The sequence below is a fragment of the Bacillus sp. GM2 genome (assembly GCF_056155945.1).
This window is the reverse complement of the sequence record NZ_JBRKSZ010000007.1, coordinates 1,488,737-1,504,928: the sequence shown is the minus strand read 5'-3', so window position 1 is coordinate 1,504,928 and position 16,192 is coordinate 1,488,737. Positions and strand designations below refer to the sequence as shown.

The window sequence follows — 16,192 nt, the reverse complement described above, 5'->3', positions numbered from 1 at the left end:
CCTCCCCTTTCTTACTGTGCCACCGCTTCTTTTGAAGAAGCAGCCGCAGACGGTTCAATCTTTTGCTTCGTACCGGCTTCAAACGCGTACATCAGCGCTTCTTCATCAGACAAGCCGGCTTCTTTTTGCTCTTTAATCCGCTCTATCATTCGCTTGAAGTCTTTCGGAATCACTTTCACAAACCGGCCGACGGCCTCTTCCCAATGATCAAGTATCGAAGCTGCTTTTGAGCTTTCGGTATATCTGTAATGGTTTTCGATCATCGTTTTCAGTTCGGCGATTTCCTCAGGTGCTTCAAGTGTTTCAAATTCGATCATTTCAGGATTGCATTTCCGTTTAAAGGCTTTTTTGTCTTCGGCGTACACGTAGGCGATTCCGCCTGACATGCCCGCGGCAAAGTTTTTGCCGACGTCGCCGAGAATAGCGACGCGCCCGCCGGTCATGTATTCGCAGCCATGGTCGCCGATGCCTTCAACGACAACGCTGACTCCGCTGTTTCTGACGGCAAACCGTTCGCCGGCGAGTCCGTTAATATAAGCTTCTCCGCTTGTAGCACCGTAGAACGCAACATTTCCGACAATAACATTTTCACGGAATGCAGGGTTGAATTCGTCAGGCGCTTTGACGGCGATTTTTCCGCCTGAAAGACCTTTGCCGATGTAATCATTGGCATCTCCTGTCAAATACATTGTCATTCCTTTTGGTACGAACGCGCCAAAGCTTTGCCCCGCTGAACCTGTGAATCGGAGCGTAATCGTATCTTCAGGGAGGCCATCTTCGCCGTAGCGCTTAGAAATTTCGCTTCCGGTTATGGCTCCTGTTACACGGTTGATGTTGCGGATTTCAAAAGATGCTTCCGCAGACGTGCCGTTTTCAACAGCTGACTGGACGGCGGGTAGAATTTGCGTAATATCGAGCGATTCATCGATTTTATGGTTTTGCGGCGTACGGAATGTGCGTGCGCCTTCCGGCTGATATAGCAGGTTTGATAAATCGAGCTGACCCGCTTTCCAGTGTGCTTTCGCCCGTTCGCTGACACGAAGGACATCCGTGCGGCCCACCATTTCATCAACTGTTCTGAATCCGAGCCGGGCCATCAATTCGCGTACTTCTTCTGCGACAAAGAGCATGTAATTCACGATGTGATCCGGATCGCCCATGAACTTTTTGCGCAGCTCAGGGTTTTGCGTCGCTACCCCGACAGGGCACGTATCCAAATGACAGGCTCTCATCATAACGCATCCGAGAACAACGAGCGGCGCTGTGGCAAAACCGAATTCTTCGGCTCCTAAAAGCGCAGCCATGACAACGTCTCTGCCGGTCATTAATTTGCCGTCTGTTTCCAATACGACGCGTTCGCGCAAACCGTTCATCATCAGTGTTTGATGAGCTTCGGCGAGCCCTAGTTCCCACGGGAGGCCGGTATGCTTAATACTTGTTTTCGGTGATGCTCCAGTGCCCCCGTCATAGCCGCTGATCACGATGACATCGGCGGTCGCTTTGGCGACTCCGGCTGCAATCGTGCCGACCCCGGCTTTAGCGACAAGCTTTACACTGATCCGTGCATCGCGGTTGGCGTTTTTCAAGTCATGGATCAACTGCGCCAAATCTTCAATCGAGTAGATGTCATGGTGCGGCGGCGGTGAAATCAAGCCGACCCCAGGCGTAGATCCGCGAACATTGGCAACCCATGGATACACTTTGTTGCCAGGGAGCTGTCCGCCTTCTCCAGGTTTTGCACCCTGCGCCATCTTAATTTGCAGCTCGTCGGCATTGACGAGATAGTGGCTTTTCACACCGAAACGGCCTGAAGCAATTTGCTTGATCGCGCTGCGGCGGTTATCGCCATTCGCGTCTGGGGTAAAGCGCGCCGGATCTTCTCCGCCTTCCCCGCTGTTGCTTTTTCCGCCGAGACGGTTCATTGCAATCGCCAGCGCTTCATGGGCTTCCTTGCTTAAAGAGCCGAATGACATCGCCCCTGTTTTAAAGCGGCGCACAATCGATTCAGCGGATTCTACCTCTTCAAGCGGCAGCGGCTTCCGGTTTTCATCAAACGAGAAGAGATTGCGGAGAAAACCGATTCTTTCTTCATCAGCTGCTTTCGAATATTGTTTAAACAGACTGTAATCACCTTTGCGGCATGCCCATTGCAGCGTGTGAATCGTTTTCGGGTTAAAAGCGTGGTGCTCCCCGCCTTTTCTCCATTGAAAATCGCTTCCCGAATCAAGTGTTTCGCTGAATGTATCTTCATAAGCTTCCCTGTGGCGGCGCTTCGCTTCTTCGGCAATCGTGTCCAGGCCGATTCCGCCGAGCTGTGATGCCGTTCCTGTGAAATAGCTGTCTATGACGTCTTTGCTGATCCCGACCGCTTCAAAAATCTGTGCGCCCCTGTAGCTTTGGACAGTGGAAATGCCCATTTTGGACATCACTTTTACGACGCCCTCTGTCACGCTTTTGCTGTATTTTGTAACGGCTTCTTCATAGCTGATGGAGAGCGCTCCGTCTTCAATTGCCTGCTTGTATGTCGCATACGTGAGGTACGGATGAATGGCATCCGCTCCGTAGCCGATCAAGGCGGCAAAATGGTGAACTTCGCGCGCTTCACCGGATTGGGCGATAATGCTGACTTTCGTACGTTTTCCCGCGCGGACTAAATATTGATGCAAGGCACTGACGGCTAGCAGCGCAGGAATCGGCGCTTTCTGACCGTCCATTTTGCGGTCGGATAAAATAAGGAGAGTCACGCCTTCGGCGATCGCTCTGTCCGCTTCTTTAAACATATCTTCGAGACCGCTCTTCAAGTCGTCTGTAAAGAGCGTATGAATCGTTTTGCTTTTGAAATCCTTATGCACAAGTCCTTTTAAAGAATTGAACTGCGCGTTTGTCAAGACCGGTGTATACAATTTAATCCGGCGGCAGCTGCTTTCGTTCGGATGGAGAATATCGCCTTCCGCTCCGAGCCATGTCAATGTCGAAGTGACGATCTGCTCGCGGATTGCATCAATCGGCGGATTTGTAACTTGTGCAAACAGCTGTTTAAAATAGTTGAACAACGATTGCGGACGGTCTGACAATACCGCCAGCGGGACATCGTGGCCCATTGAACCGAGCGGGTCTTTCCCTTCTGTAATGACAGGAATTAAATATTTGTGAATATCTTCGTACGTAAAACCGAATGCTTTTTGGCGGGTCAATAGGTCAGGCACAGATTTTTCTTCGGTTTCCTCAATATCGTTTGAGACATGAACCAGTTCTTTACTGAGCCATTCCTGGTACGGAAACTCCCCGGCGATTTCGGATTTGACTTCTTCATCGGAGATAATCCGCCCTTCTTCAAGATCAACAAGCAGCATTTTTCCGGGATCCAGCCGGTCTTTATATAAGATGTTTTCCTGTTCGACATCAATCACGCCGACTTCGGAGGAAAAAATAAGGTAGTCGTCTTTAGTGACATAATAGCGGGCAGGTCTGAGCCCGTTCCGGTCTAAAATGGCTCCGATCTGTTTTCCGTTTGTAAATGAAATCGCAGTCGGGCCGTCCCACGGCTCCATTAAAGAGCTGTGATATTCGTAAAATGCCTTCTTTTCTTTTGACATGTACGGATTCTCGTTCCACGGCTCCGGAATCAGCATCATTGCAGCATGGGCCGGATTCCTTCCAGCCAGAACAAAGAATTCAAAAGCGTTATCCAAGATCGAGGAGTCGCTTCCGTTTTCATCGAGGATCGGCAAAACCTTCGGCAAGTCTTCACCGAACGCTTCAGAAACAAACTGCTGCTCCCTCGCTTTCATCCAGTTCATATTGCCGCGCAGCGTATTGATTTCCCCGTTGTGGATCAGATAACGGTTCGGATGCGCCCTTTCCCAGCTCGGAAACGTGTTTGTGCTGAAACGGGAGTGAACCAATGCAAAAGCTGAGACGAAGTCCTCGTCCTGCAAATCTTCATAGAAAGCATCAACCTGCTCGGGCGTTAAAAGTCCTTTATATACGATGGTATTGCTAGAGAGGCTGACGAAATAGAACGTTTTGTCGTGTTCTTTTGCCCAATTTTCGGCCTGTTTGCGAATGATGTACAACTTGCGTTCGAATGCCAGATTGTCTTTCAGCGTTTCATTTGCTCCGATGAATACCTGGCGGACGACCGGCGCGCTTTTCTGTGCGACTGTTCCGATTTTTCCGACATTTATAGGTACAGTTCGCCAGCCGAGCACCGTCTGCCCTTCCTGTTCGATCAGCTCGTTAATGCGCGCTTCGGTTTTTTCGCGCCCGCTGTCATCCTTAGAAAAGAAGATCATCCCGACGCCGTAGCGTCCTTTTTCAGGCAAGTTGAAACCGGCGCAGACTTTTTTGAAAAAAGCATCCGGAATCTGCATCATGATGCCTGCTCCGTCTCCGGTATGCGGGTCACTGCCCTGACCGCCCCGGTGGTCTAATTGGCAAAGCATTTGCAATCCTTTTTTGACAATATCATGAGTAGGAAGGCCCTTCAAATGAGCGTAAAGGCCGATTCCGCATGCATCATGTTCAAATTCAGGACGGTAGAGACCTTGTGCCTTTGGTAGTTGATTATAAGTCATTGTTCCTCTCCCCCGTTCATTTTTCCCGTTTGTCCCCGGTCATAAAATCTTACAAACTCTAATCCTATTGTAGGTTTTCAAATCTATACAAACAATATATAATTTAGATTAAAACTATCTCATTTTGAGATGAGCAGGTGAAACAACGATGGAATTACGCCAATTGCATTATTTTATGGAAGTTGCAGAAAGAGAGCACGTATCGGAAGCGGCCATGCACCTTCACGTCGCTCAGTCGGCGATCAGCAGGCAGATCGCCAATCTCGAAGAAGAGCTCGGTGTTGATTTGTTTGAGCGCGAAGGCCGCAATGTGAAGCTGACTCCGATCGGGAGACAGTTTTTAGATCACATTAAAACAGCGATGAAAGCGATCGATTTCGCGAGGGAACAAATCGATGAGTATTTGGACCCGAATCGCGGGACCGTTAAAATCGGTTTCCCGACAAGCCTTGCGGGCCAGTTCCTTCCGACGGTTATTTCCGCTTTTAAAGAGGAGCATCCTAATGTCGCTTTTCTTTTAAGGCAGGGATCTTATAAATTTTTAATCGAAGCGGTGAAAAACAGGGATATCGATTTGGCTTTTCTCGGTCCTGTTCCGTCAAATATCGCTGAGATTAAAGGGGACATTTTGTTTTCGGAAAGCCTTTTGGCACTCGTGCCGATCAATCATCCCCTATCAGGCCAGAAAAGCCTTCATCTAGGCGATCTCAGAAATGATCAGTATGTGCTGTTTCCAGACGGATACATCCTTCGAAAAATGGCTGTTGATGCATGCAAGCAAGTAGGATATACGCCTAAAATTTCCTCAGAGGGCGAAGATTTGGATGCGATCAAAGGGCTGGTTTCTGCTGATATGGGGGTGACGCTTTTGCCGGAAAGCGCCTTTAATGAAACGGCTCCCCGTTTTACAAAGAAGATTCCGATTGATTATCCTCAAGTAAAGCGCACAGTCGGAATCATTACCCCTAAAAACAGGGAGCTTTCCCCTTCTGCAAAAGTCTTTTATCAATTCGTAAAGAAGTTTTTTTCTCGCCTTCAGCAATACCAATAGCCAGTATGACAACGAATTCAGCCGGGCGCAAAAGCTTGGCTGCTTTCATTTTATCATAAACAGCAATTGAAGTCTGAATTTTCTGTACATTTATTTGTTGCCGCATCTCTTCTATTGTAAAAAGCGCATCTTATATATGTATGTTCTTCCCCTTTTTTTATGCTGATTTTTCATACTGACGCCAGTTTTTTCTGTCTGGGAACGGACTCGCCTGCACTGGCTGCAGTCTGGAACCGGCCTTGGACTCGTCATAACCGCTGAAGTGAATGACAATTCCGTCAGCCGGATCGCGCCGTCACAAAGGACCGAAAAGGCGATCATATCGCCGCTCCCCTGACGAAGATTTAAAAAAGGCCGCCATTCAGGCGGCTTATCGTTTCATTTCATTCCTTGCTTTCTCGGCATATCGGCATGGATTAAATAATGAATCAACGCTTTTTGCTCCTGTTCGGAAAAGCCGCTTTTGGCGTCGACCCAGAATTCATGCCCTTTGCCGGTTACCCTGACCGTTTTTAAGTCTGGCGATTCTGAATTGCTTTTGACGACCTGCTGTCTTAAGTCTCTGTCGATCATCGCCAGCAAACTGTTATAAGGGTCCGCCTGCTTACCTTTTATGACCGTATTTGGTATGCCTGTCTCTTTTAATGAGCTTCCCACTGCAACCCCTCCGTCGTGCAAATAAGGAGCGCGCCAGTAAACGCCGATTAAACTCGGCACTTTGTACCCGCCTTTGGAATCTCCCTGCGCCCACGAAAGCTTGATCTGTTCGGGGTCAAACCCGGCTGTCGGGACTTTCAGGATCTTCGGCTTGCGCGGCAGAGGCACCGGTGTGTCAGGCGAATGAATAAGGCTTTTCCCGAATATGTTTTCCGTTTTCTTAAAAGACCGGGCCCTTGTCGGCTCGGTTCCGATTTTTTCAGCCGAGATGACCTTGTTGTTCGTCAAATACCGGCCGGCATGGCAGGATATGCAGCCCGCTTGTTCAAAAACGCGCCTGCCGCGCCTGACGGTTTGGCTGTCGGTTTTTTGCCGCGGATCAGGCGGTCTAAGTGTATTTTGCCAGGCGGATACAGCGTTGTTTTCTTCATTCACTTTTCGTCCGGGTGAGCTCACAAGTACGCCGTCGGGCGCCGCCAAAGTGATGTTAGGAAAGCTAGGCGGCTTGACCATTTGGTTGACGCCCGGTACTCCGGGAGTGGGATCGGCTTTTTTGAAAAACGCAGTCGGACTTTCCTTTTTTTTCGGCTGATACCTGTATGTTGAGGCGGGAGCCCTTTGCAGGATCGTCCCGATATAAACATCTTCGCTCATGCCGAAAAGCGCCCGGCTTGCCGGGGCTTGCGAGAGGCTGTCCGAATTTTGCGCATGAACATTATTGCTGAACACAGTCAAGCCTTTAAAAGGACCGGCCATTGCCGCACCGCTCCAGCTATACGGATGGTCGCCCAATGTATAAGCATCCGGAATCTGCGTGGGATTGCTTTTCATATCGATCGTCGAGTCGAAAAAACCTCTCGGCCACTTCAGGAAAATGCGATCGACCGCATCTTCGAGGCGGTCCGGATCGGGAAGGCGTTCTTTTTTGCCGTTTCCGGCGGTGATCACAGGGCTTTTATCATTCATAAATTGTTGAATATTATCAATTTCGGCATGTGTAAAATAAGCCGCTGAATTTGTCGCCAGCGCCAACATCAGCCCTGTATTTAAATCAGGATTTGTCACGCCTTCCATCACCTTCATCGTTTTCGGATCGACTGCGGCGTGGCAGGCCGCACAGCTGATGCCGGCTTTGATTTTTCCGTCAGCGTATTTGAAAGGCATGCCGAGCGGGGCGTATGCCCCTTTTGCAACATCAATGCCGGTGTCGATCTTCTCGCCTTTTTTAAAGGTTTTCTCCCCGATCTTAACGGTTTCGGCCAATTCGATGCGCAAGTTCGTCGTCCCTTTCCCTTTCAATCCGGCAATGGCTTTCGTCATGTTGGCTGCTGTAATGGGACCGTCAAGGAGTCCGATGATATCTGTCAAAAACACTTCATTGCCGAAAGTTTCCTTATAAAATGTCTCCCGCCCCAAGTCGAGAAGGCGGTCATCAACCTTTACAGCTCCCTCCCCTGCGGAGGCGGGCTTGTCCGGTGTAAATGCTCCCCATAGATCGTATCCGTGCACTCGTTTTTCTTTTGAGATGACTTTTTCTTTAGGAGGCATATATGCATATTCCGGTTCAAGATGTCTGACCGCGATATAGCCTATAACGGCTAAAATTGCGATGATAGCAAATGCGGCTAACCATTTATGTTTTTTCATCATTAACCCTCCTTTCTAATTAAATAGGCTTCCCAAGTGCTGCCGTGATTCATTTAGAACCTATTACCAGCTATAACTTCCGGCGTCCCATGCCAGAATATGCATATGTTGGGATTAAAGGAATGAGGCCGTTTTGAAAAAGCTAATCATTGTACTTGTCATTTTTATATGTGCGCTGGTTTCATTTATCATATGGCTGAATGCCGGGGATGAAAAATTGGGGCTCCCGGATGAAGAAGCAGTGGCTGTCAAATCTTCCAAAAAACCGGTCATTGTCCTTATCATCGACTCTTTGATGGATCAGCCTTTGAAAAAAGCGATTCAAGATGGCCGCGCCCCGGCATTAAAATTCTTTCTTGAAAACGGTCATTATGAACCTGAAGTGGTGAGCGCGTATCCGACGATGTCGGTCTCGATTGACAGCACGCTGCTCACCGGAACTTATCCGAATATCCACCGCGTTCCCGGGCTCGTCTGGTATAACCAGGATGAACAGAGAATCGTGAATTACGGGAGCGATAAAAAAGAAATCGCCGCGCTCGGCATCAAACAAACGATCGAAGACGGACTATATTCTCTTAATCACCGCCATTTAAGCCGAAAGGCGGCAACGGTCCATGATGATTTGCAAGAGCGAGGAAAACAGTCGGCATCCATCAACGGGCTCATATACAGGGGGCCTGACCGCCGCGAATTAAACATCCCGCCCCCGCTCAAGAAGCTGAAATTGATGCCTGAACATATGACGGTAAACAGGCCGGCTCTTTTTTCGTTCGGCCGCTTTGCCCAGCTCGATCCCGATAACCCCTACCACCATATTTGGCAAGGTTATGGCGTTAACGACAAGTTCACGGCACAGGAAATGGCCTATTTAATTAAAAAGGGGAAGCTTCCTGCGCTGACTGTCGCCTACTTGCCCGATTTTGACCGCGATGCACACAAAAAAGGCCCGATGGATATGAAAGGCCTCGAAAAAATGGACCGGCAGCTGCAGCGCATATTGAATGCATATGATTCTTGGCGCGATGCGGCCGAAAAAGCGGTGTGGGTCGTCATGGGTGACGGCGGGCAGACAGCGATCGGACGCGATAAAGACAAGGCCGCCATCCGGCTTCATTCGCTTTTTAAAGGATACCGGATCGCTAAAATAAATGAAGTCCCCGATCGAAGCGACCAGCTTCTTTTTGCGGTAAACGACAGAATGGCATACATTTATGTCACGGATCGAAACATGCCGCTGCAAGATGCCATCAATGAATTGAAAAAAGACGAACGAATCGCTTTTACAGCGTGGAAAAAAAGCGGCTGGATATATGTCGATTCGAAGCGTTCTTTAAAACCGCTGCGGTTTCGTCCAAAAGGCGGCTATCAAGATCCTTACGGGCAGTCATGGACGATCAGCGGAGATTTTTCTTTATTGGACATTAAAGCAGATGGCGCATCGATCAAATACGGCGATTACCCGGATGCTCTTGCCCGCCTGTACAGCGCCATGCATTCGCATCGCGGACAATTTGTGATCGCCGACGCGAAACCCGGGTTCCAATTTGCCGGCGAAAAGTCTCCCCTCCATTTTGGAGGAGGCGGCCATGGCTCACTTTATAAAACGGATAGCTTGGCTCCGATGATCATCGTCGGTTCGGAAAAAGTTCCGGAACATCTTCGCCACCTTGAAATGAAAGATTTTTTTATGAAGCTCGTACAATGACCCGGTCATGTTATCAATGATCGGGTTTTTTCTTTTTTCAAAGTTTCTTCTTTGACAATCTTTTGTTGTTCTATGTATGATAATACCGTGTTTTAGTTTATTTACTTAATTAATTAAAATGGAGAAGCAGGTGCTTTTTATGAAACAAGATAAAGTCAGCCGCAAGACCGTTGTGCAGTTGATTGAAGCTTTCAACCGGCTGCGGTATGCGGAAATGAAGCAGTCTTTTCCTGCAGTTGAATGGAAAAAGACTGAGGCAAAAGCGCTGATGTTTTTAAATGAAGCAAGCGGTGAAGGAAAAATGGCATCCGAAATCAGCCGCGCTCTGCATGTCACCTCCCCTTTCGTCACGCAGATGTTGAACAGGATGGAAAAAAAAGGACTCGTTTTTCGGCGTATGGATGAGGATGACAGGCGGATCGTCCGGATTTTTTTAACCGATGAAGGAAAAAAAGCGGCGGACGATGCGCTTAAAGGGCTGAACCGGTGGTTCCTGCAGCTCACTCGGTATTTGGGCGAGGATGAAAGCAGGCAGTTCGCCGATTTGATTCATAAGTTATCCGAGTTTATCGAACACGGAGAAAAAACAAGTGAAAAGAAGGTTGAAAAATGATCTCACTCTTAAAATATTTAAAGCCTTATAAGCTGCAAGTGATTCTTGTCGCTGTTTTTACTTTGCTGAGCAGTGTGCTTGAGCTTTATTTGCCGACGTTAATGGCAGATGTCGTGGATGTCGGAATCGTGAACGGCGACATGCCATTCATATTGAGAACCGGCGGCTGGATGATCGCCTGCTCCCTTCTGGCTATCATCATGACTGTCGGAAAAGCGTTTTTCGCTTCGAAAACAGCCCTCGGCTTTGGAAGAGATATCAGGCGCAAGCTGTTTGTCAAAGTTGAACACCATTCAATGGATGAATTCGGAAAAATCGGTTCTGCTTCTCTCATTACCCGTACCACCAATGATGTCAAGCAGGTCCAAGATGTGCTCAACATGATGCTTTCATTGATGACGAGAGCGCCGTTAATGCTGGTCGGCGGTATTGTGCTTGCGGTTTCCAGAGATGCCAAGCTGTCGATTATATTTCTGGCCGCTCTCCCGATACTTGCAGGGCTGATTTTTCTCATTACAAGAAAAGCTGTCCCCTTATTCGGCGTCCTGCAAAAAAAGACTGATCGTCTCAACCTTGTTCTCAGGGAAGGTTTGACGGGCGTTCGTGTCATTCGCGCGTTTAACCGCGTTGATCAAGAAAAAGTCCGGTTTCAAAAAGCGAACGAAGAATTTCGCGATACAGGCATCGCCGTCAACAGAATCATGGCTTTTCTATTCCCTGTCATGATGATTATGATGAATTTCACGAACATCGCGATTATCTGGTTCGGAGGCATCCGCATCGATCAAGGCAGCATGCAGGTCGGGAACTTAATGGCTTTCCTTCAATATGCATCCATGATTCTAATCGCACTGATCATGCTTGCGATGACATTCGTGATGATCCCAAGGGCTCAGGCATCTGCCGACCGCATTAACGAAGTGCTGTTAACAGTGCCTTCGATTACCGATCCGAAAGAGCCGCAGAAAGACAGCGGCCTGCGCGGTTATGTGGAATTTCAAGATGTGACTTTTCGTTATGCCGGAGCTGAAAAGCCCGTTCTCGAAAATATCACGTTCAAGGCAAAACCAGGTGAAACGACTGCGATCATCGGCAGCACAGGAGCCGGAAAAACGACGATTCTTCAATTGATCCCGAGATTTTTCGATATTGAAAAAGGGTCTGTGCTTGTCAACGGAACAGATGTCAGAAAGATGGCGCAAAAGGAGCTTCGCGCAAAAATCGGCTATGTCCCGCAAAAAGCTTCAATATTCAGCGGGACGATTAAGGACAATATCCGATTTGGCAAAGAAGATGCAACAGATGAAGAAATTTTGGAAGCACTTGAAACGGCTCAGGCTGCCGAGTTTGTGGAAGGCAAGGAAAACGGAATTGAATCTGATATCGAGCAGGCCGGAGCCAACCTTTCAGGCGGCCAGAAACAGCGGCTTTCCATCGCCCGGGCATTGGTCAGAAAACCGGAAATTTATTTATTTGACGACAGCTTTTCCGCGCTTGATTACAAAACGGATCAAAAGCTGAGAAAAGCGCTGAAGAAAACCACCGCCGATGCCGCCGTCATTATTGTTGCCCAAAGGGTAAGCACGATTACGGATGCGGACCAAATCATCGTATTAAATGAAGGAAAAATAGCCGGTATCGGCACCCATCAACAATTGCTTGCTGAAAATGACATTTACCAGGAAATCGTGGCATCACAGCAGGCTGAGGAGGAAAGCGCATGAGCCAACAACAAAAGCATCACGGCTCGATACCAAAAGGAATGGACGAGACAAAACCGAAAGAATTTAAAAAGACCCTCTTGAGATTGGCCCGCTATTTAAAACCGCGGACCTTCCAGCTGGTGCTCGTTGTCTGTGCTGCAATATTGGCGACGTTGTTTAATGTCATCAGTCCAAAACTTCTCGGAGATGCGACCTCTTCCCTTTTCGCAAGCTTTACAGAAGGCACCGGTGTTCAATTCGGCTTTCTCGGCCGGATCACGATGATCCTGGCAGGACTGTATCTGCTTTCTGCTTTCTTTACGTTCTTGCAGCAATACCTGATGGCCGGCGTAGCCCAGAAAACGATATACGAAATGCGCCAGGAAGTGAATGAAAAGCTGACGCGGCTCCCTTTAAAGTACTATGACAAGCATTCGCACGGCGACACGCTCAGCCGCGCCGTCAATGATATTGACAATATTAATACATCACTGCAGCAGGCGCTGACGCAAATGATTACATCTGTCATTACCATCGTCGGCATCATTGTCATGATGCTTCTAATCAGCCCTGTACTGACGCTCGTCGTCTTCATCACGGTTCCGCTCAGCATGCTCGCTGTCCGATTTATAGCCTCATTTTCGCAGAAACACTTCGGCGCGCAGCAAAAAGAACTCGGCGACATCAACGGACACGTTGAAGAGATGTTTACAGGGCATCAGGAAGTAAAGGCATTCGGTCATGAAGAAAAAGCGATTCAGCAATTCGATGAAGTGAATGAGCGACTTTACCAGTCAGGCTGGAAAGCGCAGTTTATTTCAGGTCTGATGATGCCGATCATGACATTCATCGGCAACCTAGGCTATGTGTTTGTCAGCATAACCGGCGGTATTTTCGTTCTTAACGGCACCCTCTTAATCGGAGGCGTGCAGGCTTTTATCCAATACACGCAGCAATTTTCCCAGCCGCTCGTTCAAGTTGCCGGAATCGCGAATACAATCCAATCGGCAATCGCATCCGCCGAAAGGGTGTTCAGTCTTTTAGACGAAGACGAGGAAACCGAGGAGACGCCGGCTTCCATCGATACCGGCACATTAAAAGGCGATGTATCGTTTGAACGTGTCGCCTTCGGCTATGATGAAAACGTTCCGGTCATCCGCGATTTAAGCCTTCACGCCAAAGAAGGCCAGACGATTGCGATCGTCGGACCGACCGGCGCTGGAAAAACGACGATCATCAATTTGCTGATGCGTTTTTATGAACTAAACAAAGGCAGCATCAAGGTCGGCGGCACAGATATCAGCGAGCTGTCGCGTGAACAGGCGAGAAGCATGTTTGCGATGGTGTTACAGGACACATGGCTGTTCAACGGCACCATCCGGGAAAACATCGCTTACGGGCGTGAAGGCGCGACCGAAGAAGACATCATCAGAGCGGCAAAAGGCGCCTATGCCGACGATTTTATCCGCACCTTGCCGGACGGCTATGATACGGTACTTGGCGAAGATGCCCAAAACATCTCGCAAGGGCAACGGCAGCTCTTAACGATCGCGAGAGCCATTTTAGCTGATCCGAAGATTTTAATATTAGATGAAGCGACAAGCAGTGTCGACACCCGGACGGAAATGAATATTCAAAAAGCGATGAACAAACTGATGGCCAACCGTACGAGCTTTGTTATCGCCCACCGTCTTTCTACCATTAAAGATGCCGACATGATTCTTGTGATGAAAAACGGAGATATTATTGAAAAAGGCAGCCACGAAGAGCTGCTCCGCAAGAACGGATTTTACGCCGATTTGTATAACAGCCAGTTCTCCCGGGAAGAAGCTGTCAGCTGAAAGATCGAGGCCGTACCTGATCAGGTGCGGCCTCGTTTTTCATCCATCTCTGAGCTGATGTTCCCGCAGTTGTTCAGCATACCTCGCCTTTTTTCCTTTTTTAGATCCGATACTTTCGTCCAATTGACAATTTTTTCATGGTATGTCCGTTGAAACCGTTGTAAAAATAGTGATAACGTAAAGATTGAACCGGTTCATCATGTATAAACGATTCATGTTAAAGGAGAGAGTTGACGTGGCAAATTCAAATTCACTTCAATCAAGCAAGCACTATGCCAATTGGATTCCGATGAAGGAAATCAGCTCCCGTAATGACCGGCTGTTTCCGTTCCCGATTTATAACCGGATCAGAAAAACGTCTCCTGTGCGTTACGATGATGAGCGAAAATGCTGGGATATCTTTTCATATGAAGACGTTCAATTCGTGTTAAAAAACCCGAAGCTTTTCTCTTCAAAGCGCGGCGGTAATATGAAAGGAAAAAGCATATTAACAATGGACCCGCCGAAACATACAAAAATGAGGGCCATCGTTAATAAAGCTTTTACGCCGAAAGCGGTGAAAGAGCTTGAGCCGCATATCGAAGAAGTGACGGCTTTTTTATTTAACGAAGCGAAACAGAAGGATTTGTTTGATGTGGTGGATGACTTGGCTGCTCCCCTTCCCGTCATTATCATTGCTGAACTTTTGGGCGTTCCGGCTGAAGACCGCCTCATGTTTAAACATTATTCAGACATCCTTGTCGCAGGTGCGGAAGACCGCTCGGCTGAAGCCGCTGAACAGATGTACAAACGCCGTGAAGAAGGCAATCGGTTTTTGGCGGATTATTTTAAAAACATTATCAAACAGCGCAAAAAAGAGCCAAAAGACGACCTTATTTCGCTTTTGCTGCGGGCGGAAGTTGACGGCAAGTCGCTGACAGAAGAAGAGCTGCTGAATTTTTGCATCATTCTTTTGGTCGCAGGCAACGAAACGACAACCAACCTGATCGCAAACAGCGTCATCAATCTCACCGAAGACAAAGCCACACAGGAAGCCGTAAGACAAGATCTGTCCCTCGTTCCTGTTTTTGTTGAAGAAACCCTGCGGTATTATCCGCCCGTGCAAGCGATCGGCCGCACGGCGGCTGAAGACCTTGACATCAAGGGCGTGCGGATTGCAAAAGGTTCCACGGTGATCAACTGGGTCGCTTCAGCGAACCGTGACGAACTGAAATTTGACGATCCTGACAGCTTTAAGCTTGATCGTAAATCAAACCCTCATATGAGCTTCGGCTTCGGCATCCATTTTTGTCTCGGCGCTCCCCTTGCCCGGCTTGAAGCGAAAGTCGCACTCGGTTACTTGCTGCGGCATGCATCCGTGGAAAGGGACAGCTCAGAGGAGCTTGAAGCGATTCAAAGTCCGTTTGTCTTCGGCGTCCGCCATCTCCCCGTACGCCTTTCGCGAAAATAGCACGAAAAAAGGACAGGCTGTTTCAAGCCTGTCCTTTCCCGATTGCTTAAGGGTTTGTAGACCACATGCCCGCTGATTTAATGAAAATGCGCGGATGCAGTTTAAGCTGGGCGACCATGTATTCAGCCAGATCTTCAGGCTGCATGACGCGTTCCGGATTGCCGTCTGTTAATTTGGAGTCGATTGCCAAGTCCGTCGCAACCGTGCTCGGTGTAAGGGCGCTCACGCGGATATTGTACTTTCTGACTTCCTGCATCAGCGATTCGGTCAGTCCGAGTACCGCGAACTTAGACGCGCTGTAGGCGCTTGTCCCGGCTGCTCCCCTTTGGCCTGCTGTAGAAGAAATATTAATAATATCGCCGGCTTTTCTTTCGATCATTTCAGGCAGAACGGCGCGTGTTACATTGTAAACCCCCATCAGATTCACCTGGACAATATTTTCCCACTCTTCAGGGGATTGCTCAAGAAATCCTGCAAACCCGCCGATCCCGGCATTGTTAATGAGAATGTCGATTTGTCCAAGCTCTCCTTTTACGGATTGGACCGCACGTTCTACAGCTGTTAAATCCTTTACGTCAGCTGCGGCTACAGATACTTTTACGCCGAAGGCCTTTAATTCCTCTGCTGCTTTTTCAAGATTCGCAGCTGTACGGCCGATAAGGCCGATGTGTACGCCTTCTTTTGCAAGGGCGATCGCTGTTGCGCGGCCGATCCCTCTTCCCCCTCCTGTAATCAGAGCGGTTTTGTTTTGTAAAGATTGCATATGAAAAACTTCCTTTCTATATGTATCACACGTTTAAATTATAGGAAAATAAACTGCGTTTTTGCAAATATGACGACTTGCGAAGAATAAACCGCCTGCTCAGCTGGCGTCATCCGCGAACCAACCGGATCAAATCGGCCATCGTTATATTCGATTGCATGAAGAAACAAAAAAGAACCCGG

Annotated in this window: 9 protein-coding genes; 6 read left to right on the top strand and 3 right to left on the bottom strand. The window is 48.4% G+C overall.

All coding sequences use genetic code 11. The features are described from left to right. Positions 1 to 11: 11 nt before the first annotated feature. Positions 12 to 4,577, bottom strand: a complete 4,566-nt coding sequence (gene gltB / locus ACVC9U_RS08625) for a glutamate synthase large subunit (protein ID WP_075754354.1) — start codon at positions 4,575 to 4,577, stop codon at positions 12 to 14. Between the two features lie 148 nt (positions 4,578 to 4,725). Between gltB and gltC the strand changes: the two genes are divergently transcribed. Further along, on the top strand, positions 4,726 to 5,628 hold the full coding sequence (gene gltC / locus ACVC9U_RS08620; RefSeq protein ID WP_075754352.1) for a glutamate biosynthesis transcriptional regulator GltC: 903 nt from the start codon (positions 4,726 to 4,728) through the stop codon (positions 5,626 to 5,628). A gap of 378 nt (positions 5,629 to 6,006) precedes the next feature. Here gltC and ACVC9U_RS08615 read toward each other — a convergent pair whose 3' ends face one another. Beyond that, on the bottom strand, positions 6,007 to 7,935 hold the full coding sequence (locus ACVC9U_RS08615) for a di-heme oxidoredictase family protein (RefSeq protein ID WP_081379935.1): 1,929 nt from the start codon (positions 7,933 to 7,935) through the stop codon (positions 6,007 to 6,009). A gap of 130 nt (positions 7,936 to 8,065) precedes the next feature. Between ACVC9U_RS08615 and ACVC9U_RS08610 the strand changes: the two genes are divergently transcribed. The 5 genes from ACVC9U_RS08610 to ACVC9U_RS08590 all read left to right on the top strand — a co-directional run bounded on the left by ACVC9U_RS08610 (position 8,066) and on the right by ACVC9U_RS08590 (position 15,247). After that, on the top strand, positions 8,066 to 9,640 hold the full coding sequence (locus ACVC9U_RS08610) for an alkaline phosphatase family protein (RefSeq protein WP_441390598.1): 1,575 nt from the start codon (positions 8,066 to 8,068) through the stop codon (positions 9,638 to 9,640). A gap of 139 nt (positions 9,641 to 9,779) precedes the next feature. Next, on the top strand, positions 9,780 to 10,253 hold the full coding sequence (locus ACVC9U_RS08605; protein ID WP_075754344.1) for a MarR family winged helix-turn-helix transcriptional regulator: 474 nt from the start codon (positions 9,780 to 9,782) through the stop codon (positions 10,251 to 10,253). Then, positions 10,250 to 11,977, top strand: a complete 1,728-nt coding sequence (locus ACVC9U_RS08600; protein WP_441390596.1) for an ABC transporter ATP-binding protein — start codon at positions 10,250 to 10,252, stop codon at positions 11,975 to 11,977. The genes ACVC9U_RS08605 and ACVC9U_RS08600 overlap by 4 nt, the downstream gene beginning before the upstream one ends. After that, positions 11,974 to 13,797 (top strand): ABC transporter ATP-binding protein, encoded by a 1,824-nt coding sequence (locus tag ACVC9U_RS08595; protein ID WP_441390594.1) that lies wholly within the window; start codon positions 11,974 to 11,976, stop codon positions 13,795 to 13,797. The genes ACVC9U_RS08600 and ACVC9U_RS08595 overlap by 4 nt, the downstream gene beginning before the upstream one ends. 235 nt (positions 13,798 to 14,032) lie before the next feature. Further along, positions 14,033 to 15,247, top strand: a complete 1,215-nt coding sequence (locus ACVC9U_RS08590; RefSeq protein WP_441390592.1) for a cytochrome P450 — start codon at positions 14,033 to 14,035, stop codon at positions 15,245 to 15,247. A 46-nt stretch (positions 15,248 to 15,293) separates the two neighbouring features. Here the strand turns inward: ACVC9U_RS08590 and ACVC9U_RS08585 are convergent, their stop codons facing one another. Continuing rightward, on the bottom strand, positions 15,294 to 16,010 hold the full coding sequence (locus tag ACVC9U_RS08585) for a 3-ketoacyl-ACP reductase (RefSeq protein ID WP_075754338.1): 717 nt from the start codon (positions 16,008 to 16,010) through the stop codon (positions 15,294 to 15,296). Positions 16,011 to 16,192: the final 182 nt, after the last annotated feature.